Below are 19258 nucleotides of genomic sequence, written 5' to 3' on the forward strand. Positions count from 1 at the left end.
TCGGGATCTCTTTCTAGGCGAGGAACGTCTTGAGTTCGTGGACGAGCTTGCGGATGTGGCCGGAGAGCACGGGGGTTCCGAGGTCCTTGAAGCGCTCCTTGAACCAGGGGTTGACGCTGCCGCGGCCTGCGCTGGTCACCGAGCCGACGGGGATGAACTTGGCTCCGGAGCGGTGGACGGCGGCCATGCTCTGGAACAGCGGCTCGCACTGCCACTCGTAGAAGTCGGAGATCCACACCACCGCCGTGTTGCGGGGCTCGGCGATCTTCGGCTGGGCCAGGGCCATGGCGACCGTGCCGTCGGTGCCGCCCCCGAGCTTGGTGCGCAGCAGCGTCTCGAAGGGGTCGTGCACCCAGGGCGTGAGATCGAGCGCCTGCGTGTCGTACGCGATCAGGTGGACGTCCACCTTGGGCAGCCCGGCGAAGATCGACGCGAGGATCGTGCAGTTCACCATCGAGTCGACCATCGAGCCCGACTGGTCCACGACGACGATGAGCCGCTGGGGTGTCGTCTTGCGGGCGGTGTGCCGGTAGTAGAGGCGGTCGACGTACAACCGCTCCTCCTCCGGGCTCCAGTTGGTGAGGTTCTTCCAGATCGTGCGGTCGAGGTCGAGGTTGCGGAACACCCGCTTGGGCGGGACGGAGCGGTCCAGGGCGCCCACCGTGGTCTTCTCGACCTGGGTGCGCAGCACTTCGGCGACCTCGTCGACGAAGCGGCGGATGAGCGCCTTGGCGTTGGCCAGCGCCACGCCCGAGAGGTTGTTCTTGTCCCTCAGCAGCTGCTCGATCAGCGACATGCTCGGGGTCAGCCGCGCGGCCAGCTTCGGGTCGGCCAGCACCTCGCGCAGCTTCATCCGCCGGACCAGGTCGGCCTCGATGCCGGCCAGTTCCGGACCGATCGCCGGGACGAGGTGGGTGAGGTCCGGTGTCGTACCCCCGCCTCCGGAGGCGTCCCGGCCCGCGCCCCGACCGGCGGCGCCCGTGCCCGCCCGGCCGCCACGCAGTTCGCCGGGCTCGCAGCCGAGGGCGCGCTCCAGCCAGCCGGCGTCGGACTGCCAGCGCGACAGCTGTCCCGCGGTGACCGCGCCGGAGCCGGTGGCGAAGGTGTTGAGGAGCACCTTGGACACCAGTGCCGCGCGTCGCACTTCGGCGGCCCGGTCGCGTCCGCCCTCGTCCGGCGCGGGCACCATCAGGGCGTCGAACTCGTCGGCCAGAGCGGGGTGGCGCTGCACGATCGCGTCGATGGACGCCTGCGGATCGAGGAGCGCGGGAGGCAGGCCGAGGTCCTCGACGACGCCGAGACCGGCCGACTCCAGGGTCGGCTGCTCCTCCGGGTCGAAGAGGCGGGCGAGCAGCAGCCAGTACAGGGCCTGGCGGCGGTTCTCGTCGGAGTCGGCCTCGGGTGCGGAGGCGGTGTCGGGACCGCTGTGCTCGGTCATTTGCGCAACAGCCTTCCCGCGCGCTCGCGCAGTGCCGTGACGGCGTCCATGGCGGCTTTCTCGGCCTTGACGGCCGCCTTGTCGGCGGTGCCGCCAGCCCAGGCTCCGGCGTGGACCGCCACCGCCTTCTTCCGCACGGTCGTCTCCACGGCCAGGGGCTGGACGCGGAAGGCTCCGGCGTCCCAGCGGAGCAGCCCGACGCAGGCACCGGACTTGGCGACGGCCTCGGGGGTGAGCGGTCCGGCGGCCGGGATGCGGTCGGTGTCCACGGGGAGCGGGTGTCCGGCGACGGTGAAGGTGACCATGTCGTCCTCCTGCCGGCTCTCGTAGCCCTCCAGGAAGACGGGGACGGCGATCGCGGCCGGGTGCCGGTCCAGGGGCGCCGTCGCGGGGTCGGTGGCCGTGGGCAGGGCGACGCGGGCGGTGGCGAGGGCGTCGGCGGGCTCGCCGGTGCGTGCGTGCCCGTCGTTCCACAGGAGGTCGCCCGCGGCGGTGGCCGGCATGTCGGTGAGCTCCATCGACCGGCCTTCGCTCACGGCGGCCAGCAGGGACATGTGGGGGCGCAGCAGCTGCCACAGACCGGCTCCCACGACCGTGTCGGGCTTCGGCGCCGACACGGCGGCGCGCACCAGGCGGGACGCGGAGCCGTCGGCGGGTTCGAACACCGCGTGGACCTGGGCCTGTACGGCGGTCGGGTGCTCCTGCAGGTCGATGCCCAGCGGCAGCAGCCGGCCGGTGAGCGTGCCGGTGGGCGGCAGGCCGGCCGCGCCGGGCAGCGTCAGGAGCAGCGCACGTGACCACAGGTCGGCCCAGCGGCGGGTGGGTACGCGCTCCAGGGTGGCACCCGGGCAGGAGGCGGCGAGTTCGGCGGAGAACCCGTCGAGCAGAGTCGCGAGGCGGCGCAGCCCGGGGTCCGGCAGCATCGCCGAGACGATCTGCGCCGAGCCGGACACCAGCTCGTGGTCGATGCCCTGCCACCCCGCGCGCACCAGGTCGCAGAGCCAGGAGCGGGCGGCGGCGAGCAGGTTCACCTCGGGCCGCTCGACGGCCACCGGTGCCGGCGCCTCGCCGCGGGTGCGGCCGGTCGCCTCGTCCACGCGGCTCACGAGGGCGTCGTGGACACAACCGAGCAGGGCCGTACGGGCGGCGGCGAGGGCGACGAAGTGGTCCTCGCCCGCGGCTCCGGCGGCGGTCTTGTCGGCGGCCTCGCCGACCCGGGCGGCAAGAGGTGTCCCGGAGACGGCCCGGGCGAGCGCGGCCAGTCCGGCCGCCTGGGCGGGCTGGGGGCGGAGCAGGCCCGCCACCAGGACCCGGTCGAAGGAGTCGACGGCGGTGAGGGCTTCGTCGAGCCCGTCGGGGGTCTCGCCTTCGGCGAGCAGGTCGGCGCGCATCACGCGGCCGTCCTGGTCGGCGGGAACCACTGCATCTCCGGCAACGGGGCGGTGCTCGCGTCCAGTTCCAGATAGGCGAGGTGGCGCAGGAACCGGCTGAAGACGGGCGCCGCGGCCTTGGTGTCTCCCTGCGCCGGGCCCGTGGCGGTCATGGCCGCGGTGAGGACCGGCGCGCTCGGTTCCTGGTCGCCGGTGTCGACTCTCAGGTAGCGGGCGACACGGGCAGCCCCGTACTGCAGGACCGCTTCGGTGACGAGGGCGCGGATGTGGTTGCAGAACGACCCTCGCGCGCCTCCGCACGGCCGGTTGTTGTTGGTGCTGCACGCGTACGCGTAGGTGCCCGACGCGACCGACGAGACGTAGACCCGCTCGATGTCGGATCCGCTGGACACCACGCCCTGCACACGTCCGTCGGCCAGCTCGACGAACGGGACCTTGGCGAGCTTGCGGGGCTGCGCGGGTGCCGCCACCCGTGCCGTGCTCGACCTCTCCCACTCCGACAACGCACCTTCTCCAATGCACCAGGGAGCCTTCCGCCACACCGGCGGGGACACGACTGAACATAGACGCGACCACTGACAACGCGATCACGTCCGCGCGTCCGCCCCCCTGAGCCCGAACACGGGGGCGCCCAGGCCCGAGTGGGCCCGGACGCCGAAGTGCCCGGGCCCAACTGGGCCCGGGCACTCGGTCGTCGGTGGCCCGGCGCGTCGTCGACGCGGGCCGGAAGAAGCGGCGTCAGCCCTGACGGGCCTTGAAACGCGGGTTCTTCTTGTTGATCACAAAGGTCACACCGCGGCGGCGGACCACCTGAGCCCCGGGAAGGGACTTCAGCGAGCGCAGGGACTTGCGTACCTTCATGGCTCTGCTCTCCTTCTGCTCGCCCGTGTCCGGGCGTGCGGTCAGCGGCCGACCGAGGGCGCGCGGCCGTAGCGGCGCTCGAAGCGCTCCACTCGGCCCGCGGTGTCCAGGACCCGCGAGGTCCCGGTGTAGAACGGGTGGCTCGCCGACGAGATCTCGACGTCGATCACCGGGTAGGTGTTGCCGTCCTCCCAGGCGACGGTCCTGGCGGACCGCGCGGTCGAACGGGTCAGGAAGGAGACGTTCGCGGCGCTGTCGCGGAAGACGACGGGCCGGGTCTCGGGGTGGATGCGGGGCTTCATGGGGCTGTCCCTCCTCGTGGCTGTTCGCCTGGTGACGCCGGACCGGTTCAGCGTTCCTCGCGGAAGTCGACGTGCTCGCCGACCACCGGGTCGTACTTGCGCAGGACGAGCCGGTCGGGGTCGTTCCGGCTGTTCTTGCGGGTCACGTAGGTGACTCCGGTCCCGGCCGTCGACCTCAGGGTGACGACGGGGCGTGCGCTGGTGCGTGCCATGAGGGTCCTCCTTCCGCCCACATACGCGATTCTTGACTCGCGCATGTCAGCTACGTGGGGTGTAACAGCGCCCCTCGCCTTCGCATTCCCGCCTCACGGAATCCTTTTCCGGCTCCCGCCCCGCCCGGCCGGAAGGCCGGAAGCCGTATCCCTCGGGAGGCGGAGACGTCGATTCCGCGCGCCGAGCACCTAGGGCCTGTCGTTTGGATCAGGTCGGCCGTGACAGACGGTTCGTCCCGGCCGACCCGAGCGGGGTCTGGTGCGTGCAGCTGCAAGGCGGAGGAGGGCGTCGACGCGATGGGGGTCCCCCCGCTCGATCGAGCGGAGCCGAGAGTGGGGGAGTCGGCGACCGACGACAACGCCGCAGATGTGCGTGCCAGACCCCACGACACCGGCCTGATCCAAACGACAGGCCCTAGACCTCACCGTGCCCGGGTCCACGTACTCGGAGGGGCTTCACGGAGAGGAACAGAACCCACGAGTCGGCCATTCCCGGAATGCGGCGTCCGGCCGAACTTCCCTCTAGAATCGGCTGGTTGAGCCATCCGCGCGTGTTGTACCCCGGCTCCGCCGTCCGGTCCCGAGGCTCACGGGGAGATGTCGTGATCGTCCGAGTTGGTTCCGTGCCCGTCCCACCCCGCCGCCCGCGGACCGACCGCGCCCGCGTGACGGCGGCCCGAGCAGCCCGGGGAGCGACGCCCCGGGCCCAGTGCGTCTCCACCGACCATGGAGAAGGAGCAGAACGATGAAGGATCGGCCCGACGACGTTCCGGCCCAGGCCGCCCACCAGCCGCAGGCGACACCGCCCGCGGGCTCCGGGAACCACGCCGACCCCACGCTGACCGCCATGCAGGCCGCACCCGCGGGGCAGCCAGGAGCCCAGCAGCCGGCGGCGCCACCCAGACCGGCCGCCGACCCGTACGCGACCGGCCAGCAACCGGGCGGTTACGGGCCTCCGCCCCCGTCCATCCCGGCACAGCAGCATCCGTACGCGCAGCCGGGCTACATCCAGCCCGCGCCGCCGCAGGCAGGGGGGAAGGGCACGGCGGGGCACGCCGTCGCGTGGGCGGCCGTGGGGGCGCTGATCGCCTCCGCCCTGTGGGCCGGCGGGGTGTTCCTGCTGGACCTGGGCGACGGCGACAAGGCGGACCTGGCCGGGTACCGGGCCAAGTCCAATCTCTGCTCCGCGGTCGACTACTCGTCGGTGCGGACCGAGTACACGGAGGAGGACTCGGCGCCCACCCACAACTCGCTGGAGCACGACGCCCTGGACCAGAGCTACTGCAGCATCTCCCTGAAGAAATCCTCCGCCTCCTCGTACTCGGACGCGTACCTGTCGGTGCAGATGGACCTCCACAAGGAGACGGACCCCGCCGCCGAGTTCACGGCCCTGTGGTCGGAGTACGACCAGCGGTACGACGACTACGAGGTGGACGAGGTCAACGGCTTCGGCGACGAGGCCTACCTGGTGACCCAGGACACCACGTCCGGCTCGGGGACCAGCGGCAGCAAGTCGGTCATCCTGGCCGTGCGCGACGGCTGGATGACGTACCAGATGAGCTGGAGCGCCTACGCCTCGTCCTACGGCAGCACACCGGCCGACGTCACCGACGTGTCCGGCTGGCTGAAGACCGACACGAAATCGACGCTGGAGAACCTCAGGTCCGACTGACCACCGGGCCGGCCCCCGGACACCCGGGGGCCGGCGGCGTCGGCCGCTCCTTCCCTGCCCCCGTGACACCTCCACGCGCCACACCTCCGTGGCCCTTAATTCGATGCACGTCGTAGTTTGACGTTCGTCGTAATTTGGGGTTTGGTGGACGTGCGCCCGCCGCACGACGCGGCCGGGCAGCGCCCAGTCACCACGGACGAAGGAACGGGAAACCCCATGGCCAAGGCAGTGAAGTTCGACAGGACCGGCGGCCCCGAGGTCCTGGAGGTGCGGGAGGTCGAGGTCGGCGAGCCCGGCACCGGCGAACTGCGCATCCGCGTCGACGCGATCGGGCTGAACCGGGCCGAGCTGATGTTCCGCGAGGGCTCGTACTTCTACCAGCCCGTCTTCCCCTCGGGGCTGGGCTACGAGGCCGCCGGAGTGGTCGAGGCCGTCGGCCCCGGCGTCACCGGCTTCGCCGTCGGGGACCCCGTCGGCGTCGTCCCGTCGTTCCTGCAGACCGACTACGGCACCTACGGCGATCATGTCCTGGTCCCCGCGTCCGCCACGGTCCCGCGCCCGGCCGGCGTCAGTGCCGAGAGCGCCGCCGCGGTGTGGATGGCCTACCTGACCGCCTACGGCGCGCTCGTCGAGGACGGCCACACCCGGCCCGGGGACCACGTCCTGATCACCGCCGCCTCCAGCAGCGTGGGACTCGCCGCGATCCAGACCGCCAACCACATCGGCGCGATCCCCGTCGCGACGACCCGCACCGCCGACAAGAAGCAGCGCCTGCTCGACGCCGGCGCCGCCCACGTCGTCGTCACCGACGAGGAGGACCTGCCCGCCCGGCTGAAGGAGATCACCGGCGGCACGGGCGTGCGCACCGCCTTCGACCCCGTCGCCGGACCCGGGGTCGAGACGATCGCCCTGGGCATCGCGCCGGGCGGCCGGCTCATCGTGTACGGCACCCTCGACCCGCGGACCACCCCGCTGCCCAACGCCCGGAGCTACCCCGCACTGAGCACCCGTACCTACACCCTCTTCGAGGTCACCTCCGACCCCGAGCGCCTGGCGCGCGCCGTCGCCTTCGTCAACGCCGGGCTGTCCACCGGATCGTTCACCCCGGTCGTCGACAGGACCTTCGACCTGGAGGACATCTCCGAGGCGCACCGCTACATGGAGTCCAACGCCCAGGTGGGCAAGATCGTGGTCACCGTCCGGCACTGACCGCCGCGCGCGCCGGTCCGGTTCAGCGGGCCGCCCGCGCGTCCGGCTCGCTCTCCTCCGCCGACAGCAGGGCGGACACGAGGCCGGGGAACCGCGCCTCCAGTTCCTCGGCGCGCAGGGCGTTCATCTTCGTCGTCCCCACGTAGTACTGGCGGATCACGCCGGCCTCCCGCAGCACGTTGAAGTGGTGCGTGGAGGTCGACGGCGCGACCGGCATCTCGAAGCTCCCGCAGCTGAGGTCCTGGCCGGCCCGCGCCAGCCGGCGCACGGCCGCGCGCCGCACCGGGTCGGCCAGTGCCTCCAGCAGCCGCTGCAGCGTGAACTCCTCCGGAGCGGGGTGCGCCACGGAGCGTGGCGTGCTTCGCGGACGGGACACGGCGGACTCCACGGGACGGGACCTGCGGGGCGGATCTGCGGACGGGGACCCTTGCGGGTGGACGGCGATTCTACGTCCCTCACCGCCGGGGCCCGGCCCGGGCGGCACCCCTGCCTCCCGGGCCGGCCGTCCTCAGGACGTCAGGGCGAGGTCCAGCGTCGGGTACAGCGGGAGCACCTCGTCGAGTCCCACGATGTGCAGGACGTCGTGGACTCCGGCGGGCAGGCACGCCAGCCGGATCCAGCCGCCGCCCTCGGCGGCGTCCCGGTTCGCGGCCACCAGGACGTTGATCCCGCTGGAGTCCATGAACGTGACGCGGCTGAAGTCCACCACCGTGCGATGCCCCTCGGCGCCCTCGCGGTCCGCCAGTGCCGCGCGGAAGTCGCCGACGGTGTTGAAATCGATCTCCCCCACCATCCCCAGCACGCTCACACCCTCTGGGGTGACGTGGCGGGAGATGACCAGACGGGCGGCGTTCATGCCATCTCCCTCATCGTCTTCAGCGGCCTTTCCGCTGATGCTGCGTCCACGCAAACGGAACAATCACTCTGGTGTCAACCGGCCGCCTGTTAATGTCACCATCAGCCTGGACCGATCCGCGGCCTTGCGGCCGAGGCGAAAGACCGGCCAGACAGTCACGTGGAGGCACGCTTCAGGGGTACGCGTCCAACGGGGCCATGTGACCGAGGCAACGCGAGGCGACCGTATGGACCAGACCGCGCACGACAGCGAGCAGAAGGCTCCCGGCGCACGTTCCGCTCCGGCGGCGTGCGCCGCCTACGACGGGGACACCCGCTGCATCGGCGCCGCACGCCGATTCGCCACCGCCTATCTGACGCGCGTGCAGGCCGATCACGGCGTCCCGGTCTCCGCCCGGGCGCTGGGCATGACTCAACTGGTCGTGAGCGAACTCGTCACCAACGCCTGCCGCTACGCTCCCGGGCCCTGCCGGCTCGACCTGCGCGTCGTGGACGGCAGCGTGGAGATCACCGTGTGGGACGGCGACCCGACCCTGCCGACCCCCCGCGGGCCCGACCCCGCCCGCATCGGCCAGCACGGTCTGGAGATAGTCCTTGCGGTCTGCCAGGAGTACGACGTGCGCCCCGGCCTGTCGGGCAAACGCACCACGGCCCTCCTCCCCCTCACGGACAACCTCACCGGCCGGTCGTCGAAGTAGGTCCGTCGATCGCGGGCCCGCCCGGCCCCGGTCCGTCGGGCACGCCGCCGTCACGGCCTCCCGGCGAAGTTCCACACGGCGCGGGCGCCCGGGCCCACGACGAGGGTCGAGCGGCCGATCCGCTCCTCGTGCCGGTCGGACACGGGCCGGTTCAACGCGAACGTGACCTCGCGCAGTCCCACCTCGCCGACGGGAACGGCGTCGAACCGGATGGTGGTGCCGCCGCGCCGGGCGACCGTACCGCCTCCGCCCGGCGCCGGACGGACGACGAACCCGCCCGCCCGCAGCAGCGTCACCGTGGCGGCGAGGTCGCGCTCGGAGACCGCGAGGCGGATGGAGGCCACGTCACGCATGAGGTGGTCGCGGTAGGCGTCCGACAGGTAGCGCTCCCGCCCCACGTCGCCGGGGTGGTCGGCGGGCTCGGTGTTGCCGCGCGGGTCGGCGAAGTACTCGGGCAGGTACTCCATCGCCCAGGCCCCGAAGGTGTCGTACTGGGCCGTGGTGAAAACGGCGTCGAACCACGGCACCGGGACCCCGTCGCCGAAGTCGCGGGTCTGGCGGAACTCGACCGGGTCGGTGACGCCCGCCTCGCGCAGACGCGCCGTCACCGTCCTCAGGTCGCCGGAGCGCTCGGTCGAGACCCCCATGCCCCCGGCGCCGAAGGTGCCGTCCTGGCCGGGGAGGTCTCCGACCCCGAACAGTTCGAGGTAGGTCTCACGGCCCGTCAGGTAACGGCCGGTCCAGGTCTGACCGCCAGCTCCGGTGGTCGTGCGGACCTGGAAGTTCGCGAAGTAGCGCAGGTAACCGGAGTGCTCGATGGCGTCGGCGGTCTCCCGGTCGAGCACGCCGTAGGCATGGTTGAAGAACAGCAACTGCCGCCCCGGGAAGGGCTTTTCCCCGTCGGCCCGAGCCGTGTGGGTGCCCCCGTCGGCCACCCCGGTCAGGGCGGCCACAAGCGCTAAGACCAGAACCAGGACCATCCGCGACATCCGGCGAAGCAGCATGCCAGGGAGAGTAGGACGGGGACGATCGCGGTCGCGGTCGAACCGTCCAGGACGGCGGGAAACCGCCGGCCCGCGGACGGCGCCGCTCCGGGTCCACCGCGGGTACGCACAGAAGAAAGCCCCACCCCGGAGAACCGGGATGGGGCTTCGTCGAGCGCCGAGCAGGCCTTGCACCTGCATCTCCCCGCAGGAAGCGGGGCGCCTTTCCTTGGACCATCGACGCGAGACGCGGCTCCGATGAACTCGGCGGCACGCTCAAGATCGAGCATACATCAGCCACGGTGCCGTCGCGCAACTCGACATGAGGGAGGGTCAGGCACCGGCGTGTCGGGCGGCGGTGCCGAGCGGGACACGGGCCGCCCGGGCAGCACACGGATGGGTGCATCCCGAGAGAAGCGCACGGCGGGACTCCACGAGGGGAAGGGCCGCCGCGTCCACGACGGCTCGGGCATGTGCCCGGAGTCCCCCGGCGTGAGACCCACCTCAATTCCTTTGCGCCCTGGTTGCGGCTGCCTCAGACTGTGCCGGTGCTGATCCGACGCGAGGTACCCGCCGACATCGCTGCCGTGCGTGCCGTCACCGCCGCCGCCTTCGTCGCACCGGACACCCCTGTTCCCGTCGAGGTGACCCTGCTCGACTCCCTCCGCGACTGCGCCGGCTGGCTGCCCTCGCTGTCCCTCGTGGCGCTGGACGACGACGGCCAGATCGTCGGACATGTGGTGTGCACGCGCGCGCATGTCGGCACGGCACCCGTCGTGGGCCTCGGCCCACTCAGCGTCCACCCAGGCCACCAGCGGCGGGGTGTCGGCCTCGCGCTCATGCATGCCGTGCTCGGGGCGGCGGACGCCCTCGGCGAGCCCTTGGTCGGCCTCCTCGGCAGCCCCGCTTATTACGGCCGCTACGGCTTCCGCACCAGCACGGACCACGGCATCGACCCGCCGGAGCCCGCCTGGGGCAAGTACTTCCAGGTCCGCACCCTGACCGCGTACGACCCCGCCACGCGGGGCACCTTCGAGTACGCCGAGCCCTTCAGCCGCCTGTGACGCCTCGGCCGGTCGGGGGCCCACGGGCTCGCCGCGAACGACCGGTGAGCGCCGTGTCACGCCCGTTCCTGATGCGCGTGGAGGACATCTTCCCGCTCCATCAGGGCAGGACGGTCATGGTGACGGGCGGCACGGAGCGCGGCAGCGTCCGCGGCGGCGACGAGGTGGAGATCGTCGGATTCGGTACCGCCCGCATCGTCCGCGTCATCGGCATCCGACTCGGCGCACGGCACGTCGAGGAGGCCCGCGCGGGCTCGAACCCGGGACTGCTGCTCCCGGGCCCGGTCGCGTCGGCCCTGGAGCGGGGGCAGGTACTGGCCACGCCGGGCTCGATCGGCGCGCACGCGGCCTTCACCGCCGAGATCGCCTTGCTGCCCGAGGCGCAGGGCGGTACGGACCTGTCCACGGGCGGCGTCCTGTGGTGCCATCTGGGCGCCGCATCGCTGCCCGGCACGGTGCCCCTGCCCGCCGGTCTCGACACGCTTAGCCCGCTGCACCTGGCTCCCGTGACGGTCAGGCTGGAGCGCGCCGTCCCCCTGGAGGCGGGGCAGCGTTTCGCGTTCCGTCTGCGGGGGCGTGCCGCCGGGGCGGGGACCGTGACCGGACTGCTGGGCGACGCGAGCGGTCCGGCGGCGTGCGTCACCGCGCGGACCGCTTCCCGCTCACGCCGAGCGTGAGCGGACGGCCTGTTCCAGGTCGGGGTGGACGTCCAGGACCTGGTCGAGGCCGACGATCCCCAGGGTCCGGGTGATCATGGCGGGCACGGCGACGAGTGCCATGCGGGCCTGCGTGGCCACGACCTGGCGGTGCGCGGCCACGAAGACCGAGATGCCGCTGGAGTCGCAGAAGGTCAGACTCCCCAGGTCCAGGGCGAGGAGCTGCCCCGGTTGCAGCGTCAGGCCGCGGATGGTCTCGCGCAGCCTCCCGGCGCTGTAGTGGTCGAGTTCGCCCTCGACGGTGATCACGGGTCCGGTCGGGGTGTTCCGGATGGTGGTGGTCAGCTCTGTCACGTCTGTTCTTCGTGGGATGTGGTGGGTGCGGGAATGCCGATCGCCAGGACGGCGGTGTCGTCGTCCAGTCCGTCGCCGAAGCTCTCGAGCAGGGTGGTGACGGCGGAGACGGCTTTGTCGGCGCCGGCGGGCGCCAGGTCGGTGGTGAAGTCGAGCAGGGCGTCGTCACCGTAGCGGGTGCCCTCGGGGCCGATACGGGCCTCGGTCAGGCCGTCGGAGTAGAGCAGCAGGGTGTCCCCCGCCCTCAGCTCCCGCGTGACGTCCTTGAACGGGGCGTCCGGCAGGATACCCACGAGCAGGCCGCCCGGTGTCGGCAGGTACTCGGCGGCGCCGTCGGCCCGCATCAGGACGGCCGGCGGGTGACCGCCGCTGGCGAGACGCATGGTCACGCCGGACGCGTGCGGGGTGAGGGTGCCGAAGACGGCCGTGCAGTAGCGGGGGTCGCCCCGGATGTAGTGCTGGTGGAGGACGGTGTTGAGGGTGGTGAGCACCGTGATCGGGTCCGCGTCGTGCATCGCCGCCGCGCGCAGCGTGTAGCGGGTCAGCGAGGTCACCGCGGCCGCCTCGGGGCCCTTGCCGCACACGTCGCCGAGGAAGAAGCCCCAACGGCCGTCACCCAGGGCGAAGACGTCGTAGAAGTCGCCGCCGAGCTGGTCCGCGGAAGCCGTGTGGTAGTAGGCGGCCGCCTCCATCCCGGGGGCCTGGGGCAAGGACGGCGGGACCAGACTGCGCTGAAGGACGGCCAGCACGCTCTGCAGACGCTCCTTGTCGCGCTCCGCCTCCCGCCGTGCCCGTTCCGTCTCCTCGCGGGCCTCCTCCGCCTCCCGCCGCCGTCGCAGCAGCTCGTTCTCGTAGGCGCGGCGGTCCCGGGCGTCGATGATCGTCGTGCGGATCAGCAGGGGCTGTCCGTCGCTGCCCTTCTTCACCTTGGAGGAGATCAGCACGGGCAGGCGGGTGCCGTCGGCCCCCTTGAGCTCCAGGGCGATGCCGTTCACCTCGCCCTGCATGCGCAGCAGCGGCGCGAAGTGGGTCTCGTGGTAGAGCTTGCCGCCGACGGTGAGCAGGTCGGCGAAGTACAGGCGGCCGACCGTCTCCTCGCGGTCGCGGCCCAGCCAGCTCAGCAGGGTCGTGTTCGCCTTGGCTATCTGCCCGTCGAGGAGCGTGGACAGATAGCCGCACGGCGCGTTCTCGTACAGGTCTTCCACGTCGTCCTCCAGCAGCGCGCTGAACGCCGCGTCGGACGGGCGATCCTCATCGGTTCGTGTGGTGCTCTCCGGGTGCTTCTCGGCGGGCCTGGATGATTCCGGATCCTGGTCCGTGCGGCACGTCATCGGGGCGGCGCCGCGAAGGTCACGATCGCCTCGGCGGTGGCCTCGGGTGCGCTCAGCTGGGGGCAGTGGCCGGTCGCGTCCAGCGTGACCAGGCGGCTGCCGGGGATGGAGGCGTGCACGTAGGCGCCGACGCCCTGCGGGGCGATGACGTCCTGGGCGCACTCCAGGACCAGCGTCGGCAGCCGCACCGAGGCCAGCTCCGCGCGGCTGTCGGTCAGGAACGTGGTGCGGGCGAAGACCCGGGCGATGTCGGGGTCGGTACGGCAGAAGCTGTTGGTCAGCTCCTCCCCCAGCTCCGGCCGCTCGGGGTTGCCCATGATGATCGGCGCCATGGTCGCCGACCAGCCCAGGTAGTTCGAGTCCAGCGACTCCAGCAGTTCGTCGATGTCCTCGGCCGTGAAGCCGCCCTTGTAGTCACCGTCGTCGATGTAGCGGGGTGAGGGCACCAGCAGGACCAGCCTGGCGAACCGCTCCTCGGCGCGCGCCGCGGCCAGGACGCCGGCCATGGCGCTCACGGAGTGACCCACGAACGTCACGTCCCGCAGGTCCAGCTCTTCGCAGATGTCGATCACGTCCTGGGCGTAGCCGTCCAGGGAGCCGTAGCGCTCCTCGCTCCAGGCGGACACGTCCGACGAGCCGGAGCCGACGTAGTCGAAGAGGACCACTCGGAAACGCTCGGCCAGAGCCGGTACGACCAGGCGCCACATGTTCTGGTCGCAGCCGAAGCCGTGCGCGAGCACGATCACCGGCCCGTCCTCGCGGCCGGTGACCACGACATTGTTCCTGCTCGCTACATCCATACCGTCCATGGTGCCACCAGCGGGGTTTTACGTGTGACCTCGCTCGTGATCAGCGTTTCTTCTCACACGATGATCGGGTTGCCGCTCTTCTGGGCCGGTCGGATCCCGTCCGGGCCGTCGCTTGCAGTCCCGGGGGGAAAGCCCGAAGGGCGAGCGGAACCGTCGTGCGGTTCCGCTCGCCCTTCTGCTTGCTTCCGGCCCTACCTCTGGTTGACGCGCCGCAGCAGTACGAAGCCGAAGATCAGCAGCACCGCTCCGGCGGCCGCCGGCCACAGCTGGGCTCCGGTGTCGGCGAGCCCGCCGGTGTCGGCCTGCGCCTCGGCCTGCGAACCGCCCGACTGCTCGCCCTGCGCGACCGTGGTCGGCTCGGGTCCGGGGACGGCGCTCTCCTGGCCGCCGACCTCGTCCGACGTGGTGACCGGATCGCGGTGGACGGCCGAGGGCGACGTGTCGGCCTTCGGCGACGCGTCGTCACCGTCCGACCCGCCCGCCGGTTCCTCGGCGGGCTCGTCGGTGGCGGGGTCGCCACCGGTGTCCGCCGAGTCGTCCTCGTCGTCGCCGCCGGACGGAGCCTGGGTGGAGGCCGTCGCGGTGGGTTCCGGCTTCTCGGTCGGCTCCGGCTTCTGCGTCGGGTCCGGCTTCTCGGTCGGGTCCGGCTTCTGGGTCGGGTCCGGCTTGTCGGTCGGCTTCGGCGTCGGCTTGGGCTCCTCGCCGCCGCCACCGCCGCCGCCTCCTGCGCCCGCGCCGCACTTACGGCCGTCGTTGATGCAGTCCACCATCTCCCGCATCAGGTCCTCGTCGAAGACGTTGATGAAGTCGCCGTGGTCGGTGACCGGCTTGTGCAGCTGCTCGGGGAAGGAGTCCACCCCGAAGAGCGGGGTCGTCTTGCCACCGTCCTCCAGGCTGGGCGCGTCCACGTCGTAGACGATGCGCTGCACGAGCTGGGGGATGGCCCGGAAGCCGCCCGCGCAGTTACCCTCGGCGTCCGCGAACGCCACGTGCGTACGGTGGTTGGCGCTGTCGATGTTGCGGCCGTCCCAGCAGCTCTGGAACTTGAAGGTGCGCACCACGTCGCTGCCGTCCGGGCACAGCGGGTACTTGTCCTTCAACTGCCGGTCCTCGAAGCCGGTGCAGCTCCACGACGCGTTGGCGTTGGCGGTGCCGTTGACGAACGCCTTGGCGTCGCCGGTGATGATGCGCAGGAGCTTCGGCATGGCCGTGACCTCGCCGCGCGGGTTGCCCACGAACGTCATCGTGACCTGCTTCGGCGTGACGATCTCGCCCGCGTTGCCCTCGACTCCGCCGCCGGGCGCGTTCGCGTCCTTCTCCTGGTTGCCGTTCTGCACGCGCAGCACGGGCCAGAAGTAGGAGGACTTGTCGCCCTCGTCCTCACAGGTCGTCTCGCCGCCGGCGAGGTCGTCGTCGCTCGCGAAGGCGCTGTTGGCCTGGTTGCCGACGTAGTCGTGGAAGTGGTGGGCGCCGTTGGAGACACCCGGCGCCACGATGACGTTGTCGGAGTTGAACAGGCCGTTGGCGTTCACGCCGCAGCTGGTGCTGAAGGTGCCGCGCGAGGCGTCGCCCTGGGGGTTCGGGGTGCGCACGTTCGGCTGGACGGTGGTGATGTCCTGGAAGTCGGCGGCGACGGGGCCGTTGCCCGCCTGGCCCCCGTTGCCGCCGTCGCCCTCGTCTTGACCGTCCTGGCCCTGACCGTCCTGCTGGCCGGCGTCGTCCTGGCCCTCCGAACCGGGCTCGTCCGACTCCCCGTTGCCCTGCTGGTCCTGGTTTCCGGAGGCGCGGAGCGTACACGGCGCGAAGGCGTCGAGGCCCTGCGGCCGGTCGCCCACCCGGTCGATGGCGACCGCGATGCGCTCGATCGTCGCGGCCCGCTTGTCCTTCAGCGGCGTCATGATCGCGTTGTCGGCGAAGGAGGCGTCCTGCCCGCCGTCCCGCGTCGCGTCCTGCAGCTGCTGGTACGCCTCGGTGATCTGCTTGTCCAGCAGGGCGAGTTCCTTGTCCACCTCCGCCCTGGCACCGTCCGGCGTCTCCGTCAGCTGACTGCCGACGTCCGGGCAGTCGATCGTGGCGCCTCCGGCGGCCAGGACCTGCGCGGTCCGGCTCTGACCCGGCTGCGCCGCGTCCCCTTCGGAGGCCGTGGCGTACACGTTCACCGCCATCAGTCCGCCTCCGCCCAACATCAGCGCGACCGCCGCAAAGCTGGCGCGCCGTGCACCTGTCGGACGTCTCCGCGTGTTGCGTCCCAAGGAAGTACTCCTACCGCTTCGTTGCCGGGCCGGCATGGCCACCTTCTGTACGGAGGGGAACCCCGGCGTGTTCAACCGCCCCTGGAATTCACAGAAATCCCTCGCCGCACCCACAGGCACACCCGAGATCCGGCCCGCCCCAAATCGACGGAGCGCCGGGCGGTCCGATGCCCGTCGCTCCGTCCGGACCTGCGCGGGCGAAGTGTCGCGCCTGATCCACCGACGGACACGACCCTCTGGACGTAACACCCTAGGGGCGCCTACGCTTATTACATGTCACTGGTGCGGCAGGCAGCCGCGGAGGATGTCGCCGAGCTCGTGCGCCTGCGGGCCCTGCTCTTCGAGACGCTCGGCGGTGACTTCTTCAACTCCCCCTCGGAGGACGGGGACTGGCAGGTCGCCCTCGCCGCCGTGCTCCGGGAGCAGATCTCGTCGAAGGACGTGCGCATCCTCGTCGTGCGCGGTGACGACGGCCTCGCCGCCTGCGGGATCGGCACGATCGAGCAGCGCCTGCCGGGACCGCATCTGCGCAACGGCCGGATCGGGCACGTGATCGGCGTCGTCACCGACCCCGGGCACCGGCGGCGCGGCCACAGCCGGGCGATCATGCGCGGTCTGCTCGACTGGTTCCGCGAACGGGATGTCGCCCGCGTGGACCTCTACGCCTCCCAGGACGGCGAACCCCTCTACCGCGCCCTCGGTTTCACCGACCACCCGGACCCGTCGCTGTACTGGCGTCCGTGACGCCCCCCCCCCCCCCGCAACGGTCGACCTCTGAGCCGAACTGCCCTCTCGACTGTCCGCGCCACCCGTCCCGGCGACCCCTCAGGCACCCGCTCGCCGGCCGTCCGCGGACGTCGGTCGCGAGGGGGTCGGCGGCCCCGTCAGGCGCATGAACCTCAGCCTTCACAGGGACAACATGCGAGGTCAGCGGGCTGCGGGCGGTCCGACCAGCCAGTTCGCGGAAAGTCCGGCGAGCCACGCATTTCCCCGAATAGCGTGCGGGGACTCGAACTTGAAATCGAAACCGCTCCCCCCACCTCCCGCGGTCCGTACCCACCGGACCCGAGCCGTGCTAGGAGAACCGGGATGTCCTACGACCCGTCCGAGTCGTACCCAGCCCGACCGCACAGCGCCCGGCATTCCGCCTCGTCCGTCCCCCGCGCCGAACCGCCCTCCGGCGAGCCCTTACGCGGCTGGTCCTCGCTCCGCTCGCCGATCGGTCACCACAGGGACCTGCGCGTCCTCCGGCGCGCCTACCGCTGGCAGCGCCGGGTGGCGACCTTCGCGGCACTCGGCTACTTCACCCTCTTCCTGTGCCTCTCCGCCTTCGCCCCCTCGGTCATGACCGAACCTGTCACCGGCGGCCTGACCACCGGCATGCTGGTCGGGCTGATCCAACTCCCCGTCACCTGGCTGGCCGTCGTCCTCTACGAGCTCACGGCGCGCCGGTACGTCGATCCGCTCGCGCGCCGCCTGCGCCGCAGGAGAGGGCACCTCGGCCGGCCGGAGCCGGGCCGATGACGGACTTCAGCGGCTCCGCGCAGTCCTGGTCGCTCGTGGCCTTCTTCGCCGTCGTGACCGTGACGCTCCTGCTGTGCGTGATGACGGGCCCGGACCACGACGACCTGGACGAGTTCTACACGGGCTACCGCTCACTGCCGCCGATGCGCAACGGCCTCGCCATCGCCGGCGACTACATCTCCGCGGCCACGGTCCTCACCATCGGCGGGGTCATCGCCTTGTGCGGCTACGACGGCATCGTGCTCGCCCTGAGCACACTGCTGTCCCTGGTGCTGCTGATGTTCCTGCTCGCCGAACCCCTGCGCAACACCGGGCGGTTCACCATGGGTGACGCGCTGGCCCGGCGGATGCCGGGGCGTGCCGTGCGCATCACCACGTGTGCGGTCACCATCGCCTCGCTGATGCCCATGATGCTGGTGCAACTCGCCAGCACCGGGCAGCTGTTGGCGTACATCCTCGGATTCTCCGGCAGCACGATGGAGACCGGGTGCGTCATCGGGGTGGGCGCGTTGATGATCAGCTACGCGGCCATCGGCGGGATGAAGGGCACCGCACTGGTCCAGATCCTGAAGATGGTCATGCTCCTGGGCTCGGGCGCCGTGGTCACCGTGTTGATCCTGCGGAGCTTCGGGTGGGACCTGGGGGCACTGTTCGGTGCCGCGTCGGCCGGCAGCGGAGGCGGCTCGGCGTTCCTGCGGTCCGGGCTCCAGTTCGCGGGCGGTCCCCACCCCGAACTGGACATGATCAGTTCGCAGTTCGCCATCGTGCTGGGCGGCGCGTGTCTGCCGCACGTCACGATGCGCATGTTCACGGCGGACAGCGCCGGACAGGTCCGTCGCGCGATGTCGTGGGCGGTGTCGTCCGTCGCGCTGTTCGTGGCGATCATCACCGTCGTGGCCGTCGGCGCGGCGGCGCTTGTGGGCCGGGCCGGTCTCACTTCTGCCGACCCGAGGGGCCACACCGCGTATCTGCTGGGGTCACGGGCGGCACTCGGACCGCACCTGTCGAGAGCCGAGACGCTTCTGTTCACCACCGTCACCACGGCGATCTTCCTGACCCTGCTCGCCTCGGTGGCGGGGATGATCCTCGCCTGCGCCAACTCGCTGGCGCACGACGTCTTCGGCAGCCGTGACAAGCCGCTCGCTCCCCGGCGCGAGATGGGGCTCGCCCGGGTGTGCGCGGTCGTCGTCGGTCTGCCGGCGATCCTGCTGGCGAGTCTGGTCCAGGACCGCAGTCTTCAGCCGCTGGCGACCGTCTCCTTCTGCCTGGGCGCCTCGGCCATCGCCCCCGCCCTCGTCTACAGCCTCTTCTGGCGCCGCTACACGCGAACGGGCCTGCTGTGCACGCTGATCGGGGGCTCGGTCACGGTGCTGCTGCTCATGCCGGGCACGAGGCTGGTGTCGGGGACGCCGATGGCCGCCTTCCCGGACGTCGACTTCAACTGGTTCCCGTTCACGACGACGGGTCTGGTGTCCATCCCGGTCGGCTTCGCGTTCGGCTGGCTCGGCACGATGCTGTCGGGTCGCCGCAGCCTGGATCGGCAGCGCAAGGAGTACGAGGCGCTGGAGGGCCGGATCCTGGCGGGGCCGGAGCGCAGGATCAAGTGATGCCGTCCTCCGGAGACGGATCCGGGGCCCGCCGCGGGTG

At 71.6% G+C, this 19258-nt stretch carries 21 protein-coding genes; 8 read left to right on the forward strand and 13 right to left on the reverse strand.

The annotated features are described in order from the left end of the window. Positions 1 to 13: 13 nt before the first annotated feature. The 6 genes from ACZ4VA_RS06745 to rpmG form a co-directional block, all read right to left on the reverse strand. Positions 14 to 1438, reverse strand: a complete 1425-nt coding sequence (locus tag ACZ4VA_RS06745; RefSeq protein WP_468080144.1) for a VWA domain-containing protein — start codon at positions 1436 to 1438, stop codon at positions 14 to 16. Next, a complete protein-coding gene (locus ACZ4VA_RS06750) occupies positions 1435 to 2829 on the reverse strand; it encodes a hypothetical protein (RefSeq protein WP_468080338.1) in 1395 nt (464 codons plus the stop codon). Before ACZ4VA_RS06750 ends, ACZ4VA_RS06745 begins: the two co-directional genes overlap by 4 nt. After that, positions 2829 to 3332 (reverse strand): hypothetical protein, encoded by a 504-nt coding sequence (locus ACZ4VA_RS06755; RefSeq protein WP_355792446.1) that lies wholly within the window; start codon positions 3330 to 3332, stop codon positions 2829 to 2831. The genes ACZ4VA_RS06750 and ACZ4VA_RS06755 overlap by 1 nt, the downstream gene beginning before the upstream one ends. Positions 3333 to 3567: 235 nt before the next feature. Continuing rightward, positions 3568 to 3690 (reverse strand): type B 50S ribosomal protein L36, encoded by a 123-nt coding sequence (gene ykgO / locus ACZ4VA_RS06760; RefSeq protein ID WP_356172343.1) that lies wholly within the window; start codon positions 3688 to 3690, stop codon positions 3568 to 3570. Positions 3691 to 3731: 41 nt separating this feature from the next. Continuing rightward, positions 3732 to 3992, reverse strand: coding sequence for a type B 50S ribosomal protein L31 (locus ACZ4VA_RS06765; protein ID WP_356172346.1), 261 nt, complete (start codon positions 3990 to 3992; stop codon positions 3732 to 3734). 47 nt (positions 3993 to 4039) lie between these two features. Further along, entirely contained in the window at positions 4040 to 4204 is a 165-nt protein-coding gene (rpmG, locus tag ACZ4VA_RS06770; RefSeq protein ID WP_356172349.1) for a 50S ribosomal protein L33, read from the reverse strand. Positions 4205 to 4949: 745 nt separating this feature from the next. Between rpmG and ACZ4VA_RS06775 the strand changes: the two genes are divergently transcribed. Both ACZ4VA_RS06775 and ACZ4VA_RS06780 read left to right on the forward strand, forming a co-directional pair. Then, positions 4950 to 5876 (forward strand): hypothetical protein, encoded by a 927-nt coding sequence (locus ACZ4VA_RS06775; RefSeq protein WP_355782767.1) that lies wholly within the window; start codon positions 4950 to 4952, stop codon positions 5874 to 5876. 216 nt (positions 5877 to 6092) lie between these two features. After that, positions 6093 to 7085 (forward strand): zinc-dependent alcohol dehydrogenase family protein, encoded by a 993-nt coding sequence (locus ACZ4VA_RS06780; protein WP_355795536.1) that lies wholly within the window; start codon positions 6093 to 6095, stop codon positions 7083 to 7085. 22 nt (positions 7086 to 7107) lie between these two features. Here the strand turns inward: ACZ4VA_RS06780 and ACZ4VA_RS06785 are convergent, their stop codons facing one another. Next, positions 7108 to 7431 carry a helix-turn-helix domain-containing protein gene (locus ACZ4VA_RS06785; protein ID WP_356175534.1) on the reverse strand — a complete coding sequence of 108 codons (324 nt, stop codon included), beginning with the start codon at positions 7429 to 7431 and terminating at the stop codon, positions 7108 to 7110. 162 nt (positions 7432 to 7593) lie between these two features. After that, positions 7594 to 7941 carry an STAS domain-containing protein gene (locus tag ACZ4VA_RS06790; protein WP_355794391.1) on the reverse strand — a complete coding sequence of 116 codons (348 nt, stop codon included), beginning with the start codon at positions 7939 to 7941 and terminating at the stop codon, positions 7594 to 7596. 226 nt (positions 7942 to 8167) lie between these two features. Here ACZ4VA_RS06790 and ACZ4VA_RS06795 point away from each other — a divergent pair, with 226 nt between their 5' ends. Then, on the forward strand, positions 8168 to 8638 hold the full coding sequence (locus tag ACZ4VA_RS06795; protein WP_355794392.1) for an ATP-binding protein: 471 nt from the start codon (positions 8168 to 8170) through the stop codon (positions 8636 to 8638). Between the two features lie 50 nt (positions 8639 to 8688). On the opposite strand, the gene ACZ4VA_RS06800 is transcribed toward ACZ4VA_RS06795, so the two are convergent. Then, positions 8689 to 9642 carry a DUF5829 family protein gene (locus ACZ4VA_RS06800; protein WP_355794393.1) on the reverse strand — a complete coding sequence of 318 codons (954 nt, stop codon included), beginning with the start codon at positions 9640 to 9642 and terminating at the stop codon, positions 8689 to 8691. 527 nt (positions 9643 to 10169) lie between these two features. Between ACZ4VA_RS06800 and ACZ4VA_RS06805 the strand changes: the two genes are divergently transcribed. Together ACZ4VA_RS06805 and ACZ4VA_RS06810 are read left to right on the forward strand one after the other, a co-directional pair. Continuing rightward, positions 10170 to 10685, forward strand: coding sequence for a GNAT family N-acetyltransferase (locus ACZ4VA_RS06805; RefSeq protein WP_355794903.1), 516 nt, complete (start codon positions 10170 to 10172; stop codon positions 10683 to 10685). A 53-nt stretch (positions 10686 to 10738) separates the two neighbouring features. After that, a complete protein-coding gene (locus ACZ4VA_RS06810) occupies positions 10739 to 11362 on the forward strand; it encodes a hypothetical protein (protein WP_356175529.1) in 624 nt (207 codons plus the stop codon). Here ACZ4VA_RS06810 and ACZ4VA_RS06815 read toward each other — a convergent pair. The 4 genes from ACZ4VA_RS06815 to ACZ4VA_RS06830 all read right to left on the reverse strand — a co-directional run bounded on the left by ACZ4VA_RS06815 (position 11348) and on the right by ACZ4VA_RS06830 (position 16000). Continuing rightward, the gene (locus ACZ4VA_RS06815; protein WP_356175526.1) at positions 11348 to 11695 is read right to left on the reverse strand and encodes an STAS domain-containing protein; all 348 of its coding nucleotides are present in this window, start codon (positions 11693 to 11695) and stop codon (positions 11348 to 11350) included. The two genes, ACZ4VA_RS06810 and ACZ4VA_RS06815, sit on opposite strands and share 15 nt — an antisense overlap. Next, the gene (locus ACZ4VA_RS06820) at positions 11692 to 13026 is read right to left on the reverse strand and encodes a PP2C family protein-serine/threonine phosphatase (RefSeq protein ID WP_355788401.1); all 1335 of its coding nucleotides are present in this window, start codon (positions 13024 to 13026) and stop codon (positions 11692 to 11694) included. The genes ACZ4VA_RS06815 and ACZ4VA_RS06820 overlap by 4 nt, the downstream gene beginning before the upstream one ends. Further along, positions 13023 to 13826: an alpha/beta fold hydrolase gene (locus ACZ4VA_RS06825; protein WP_356239942.1), complete on the reverse strand. Its 804-nt coding sequence runs from the start codon at positions 13824 to 13826 to the stop codon at positions 13023 to 13025. Before ACZ4VA_RS06825 ends, ACZ4VA_RS06820 begins: the two co-directional genes overlap by 4 nt. A gap of 200 nt (positions 13827 to 14026) precedes the next feature. Continuing rightward, complete coding sequence (locus ACZ4VA_RS06830; protein ID WP_356175517.1) at positions 14027 to 16000, reverse strand: DUF1996 domain-containing protein; 1974 nt, start codon at positions 15998 to 16000, stop codon at positions 14027 to 14029. Positions 16001 to 16360: 360 nt separating this feature from the next. On the opposite strand from ACZ4VA_RS06830, the gene ACZ4VA_RS06835 reads away from it, so the two are divergent. From ACZ4VA_RS06835 to ACZ4VA_RS06845, 3 genes are all read left to right on the forward strand, one after another. Beyond that, the gene (locus tag ACZ4VA_RS06835; RefSeq protein ID WP_355788978.1) at positions 16361 to 16831 is read left to right on the forward strand and encodes a GNAT family N-acetyltransferase; all 471 of its coding nucleotides are present in this window, start codon (positions 16361 to 16363) and stop codon (positions 16829 to 16831) included. 345 nt (positions 16832 to 17176) lie between these two features. Next, on the forward strand, positions 17177 to 17611 hold the full coding sequence (locus ACZ4VA_RS06840) for a DUF485 domain-containing protein (protein ID WP_389389937.1): 435 nt from the start codon (positions 17177 to 17179) through the stop codon (positions 17609 to 17611). After that, entirely contained in the window at positions 17608 to 19218 is a 1611-nt protein-coding gene (locus ACZ4VA_RS06845) for a sodium/solute symporter (protein WP_355788984.1), read from the forward strand. Before ACZ4VA_RS06840 ends, ACZ4VA_RS06845 begins: the two co-directional genes overlap by 4 nt. Positions 19219 to 19258: the final 40 nt, after the last annotated feature.

Source organism: Streptomyces sp. NPDC028308 (assembly GCF_055565855.1).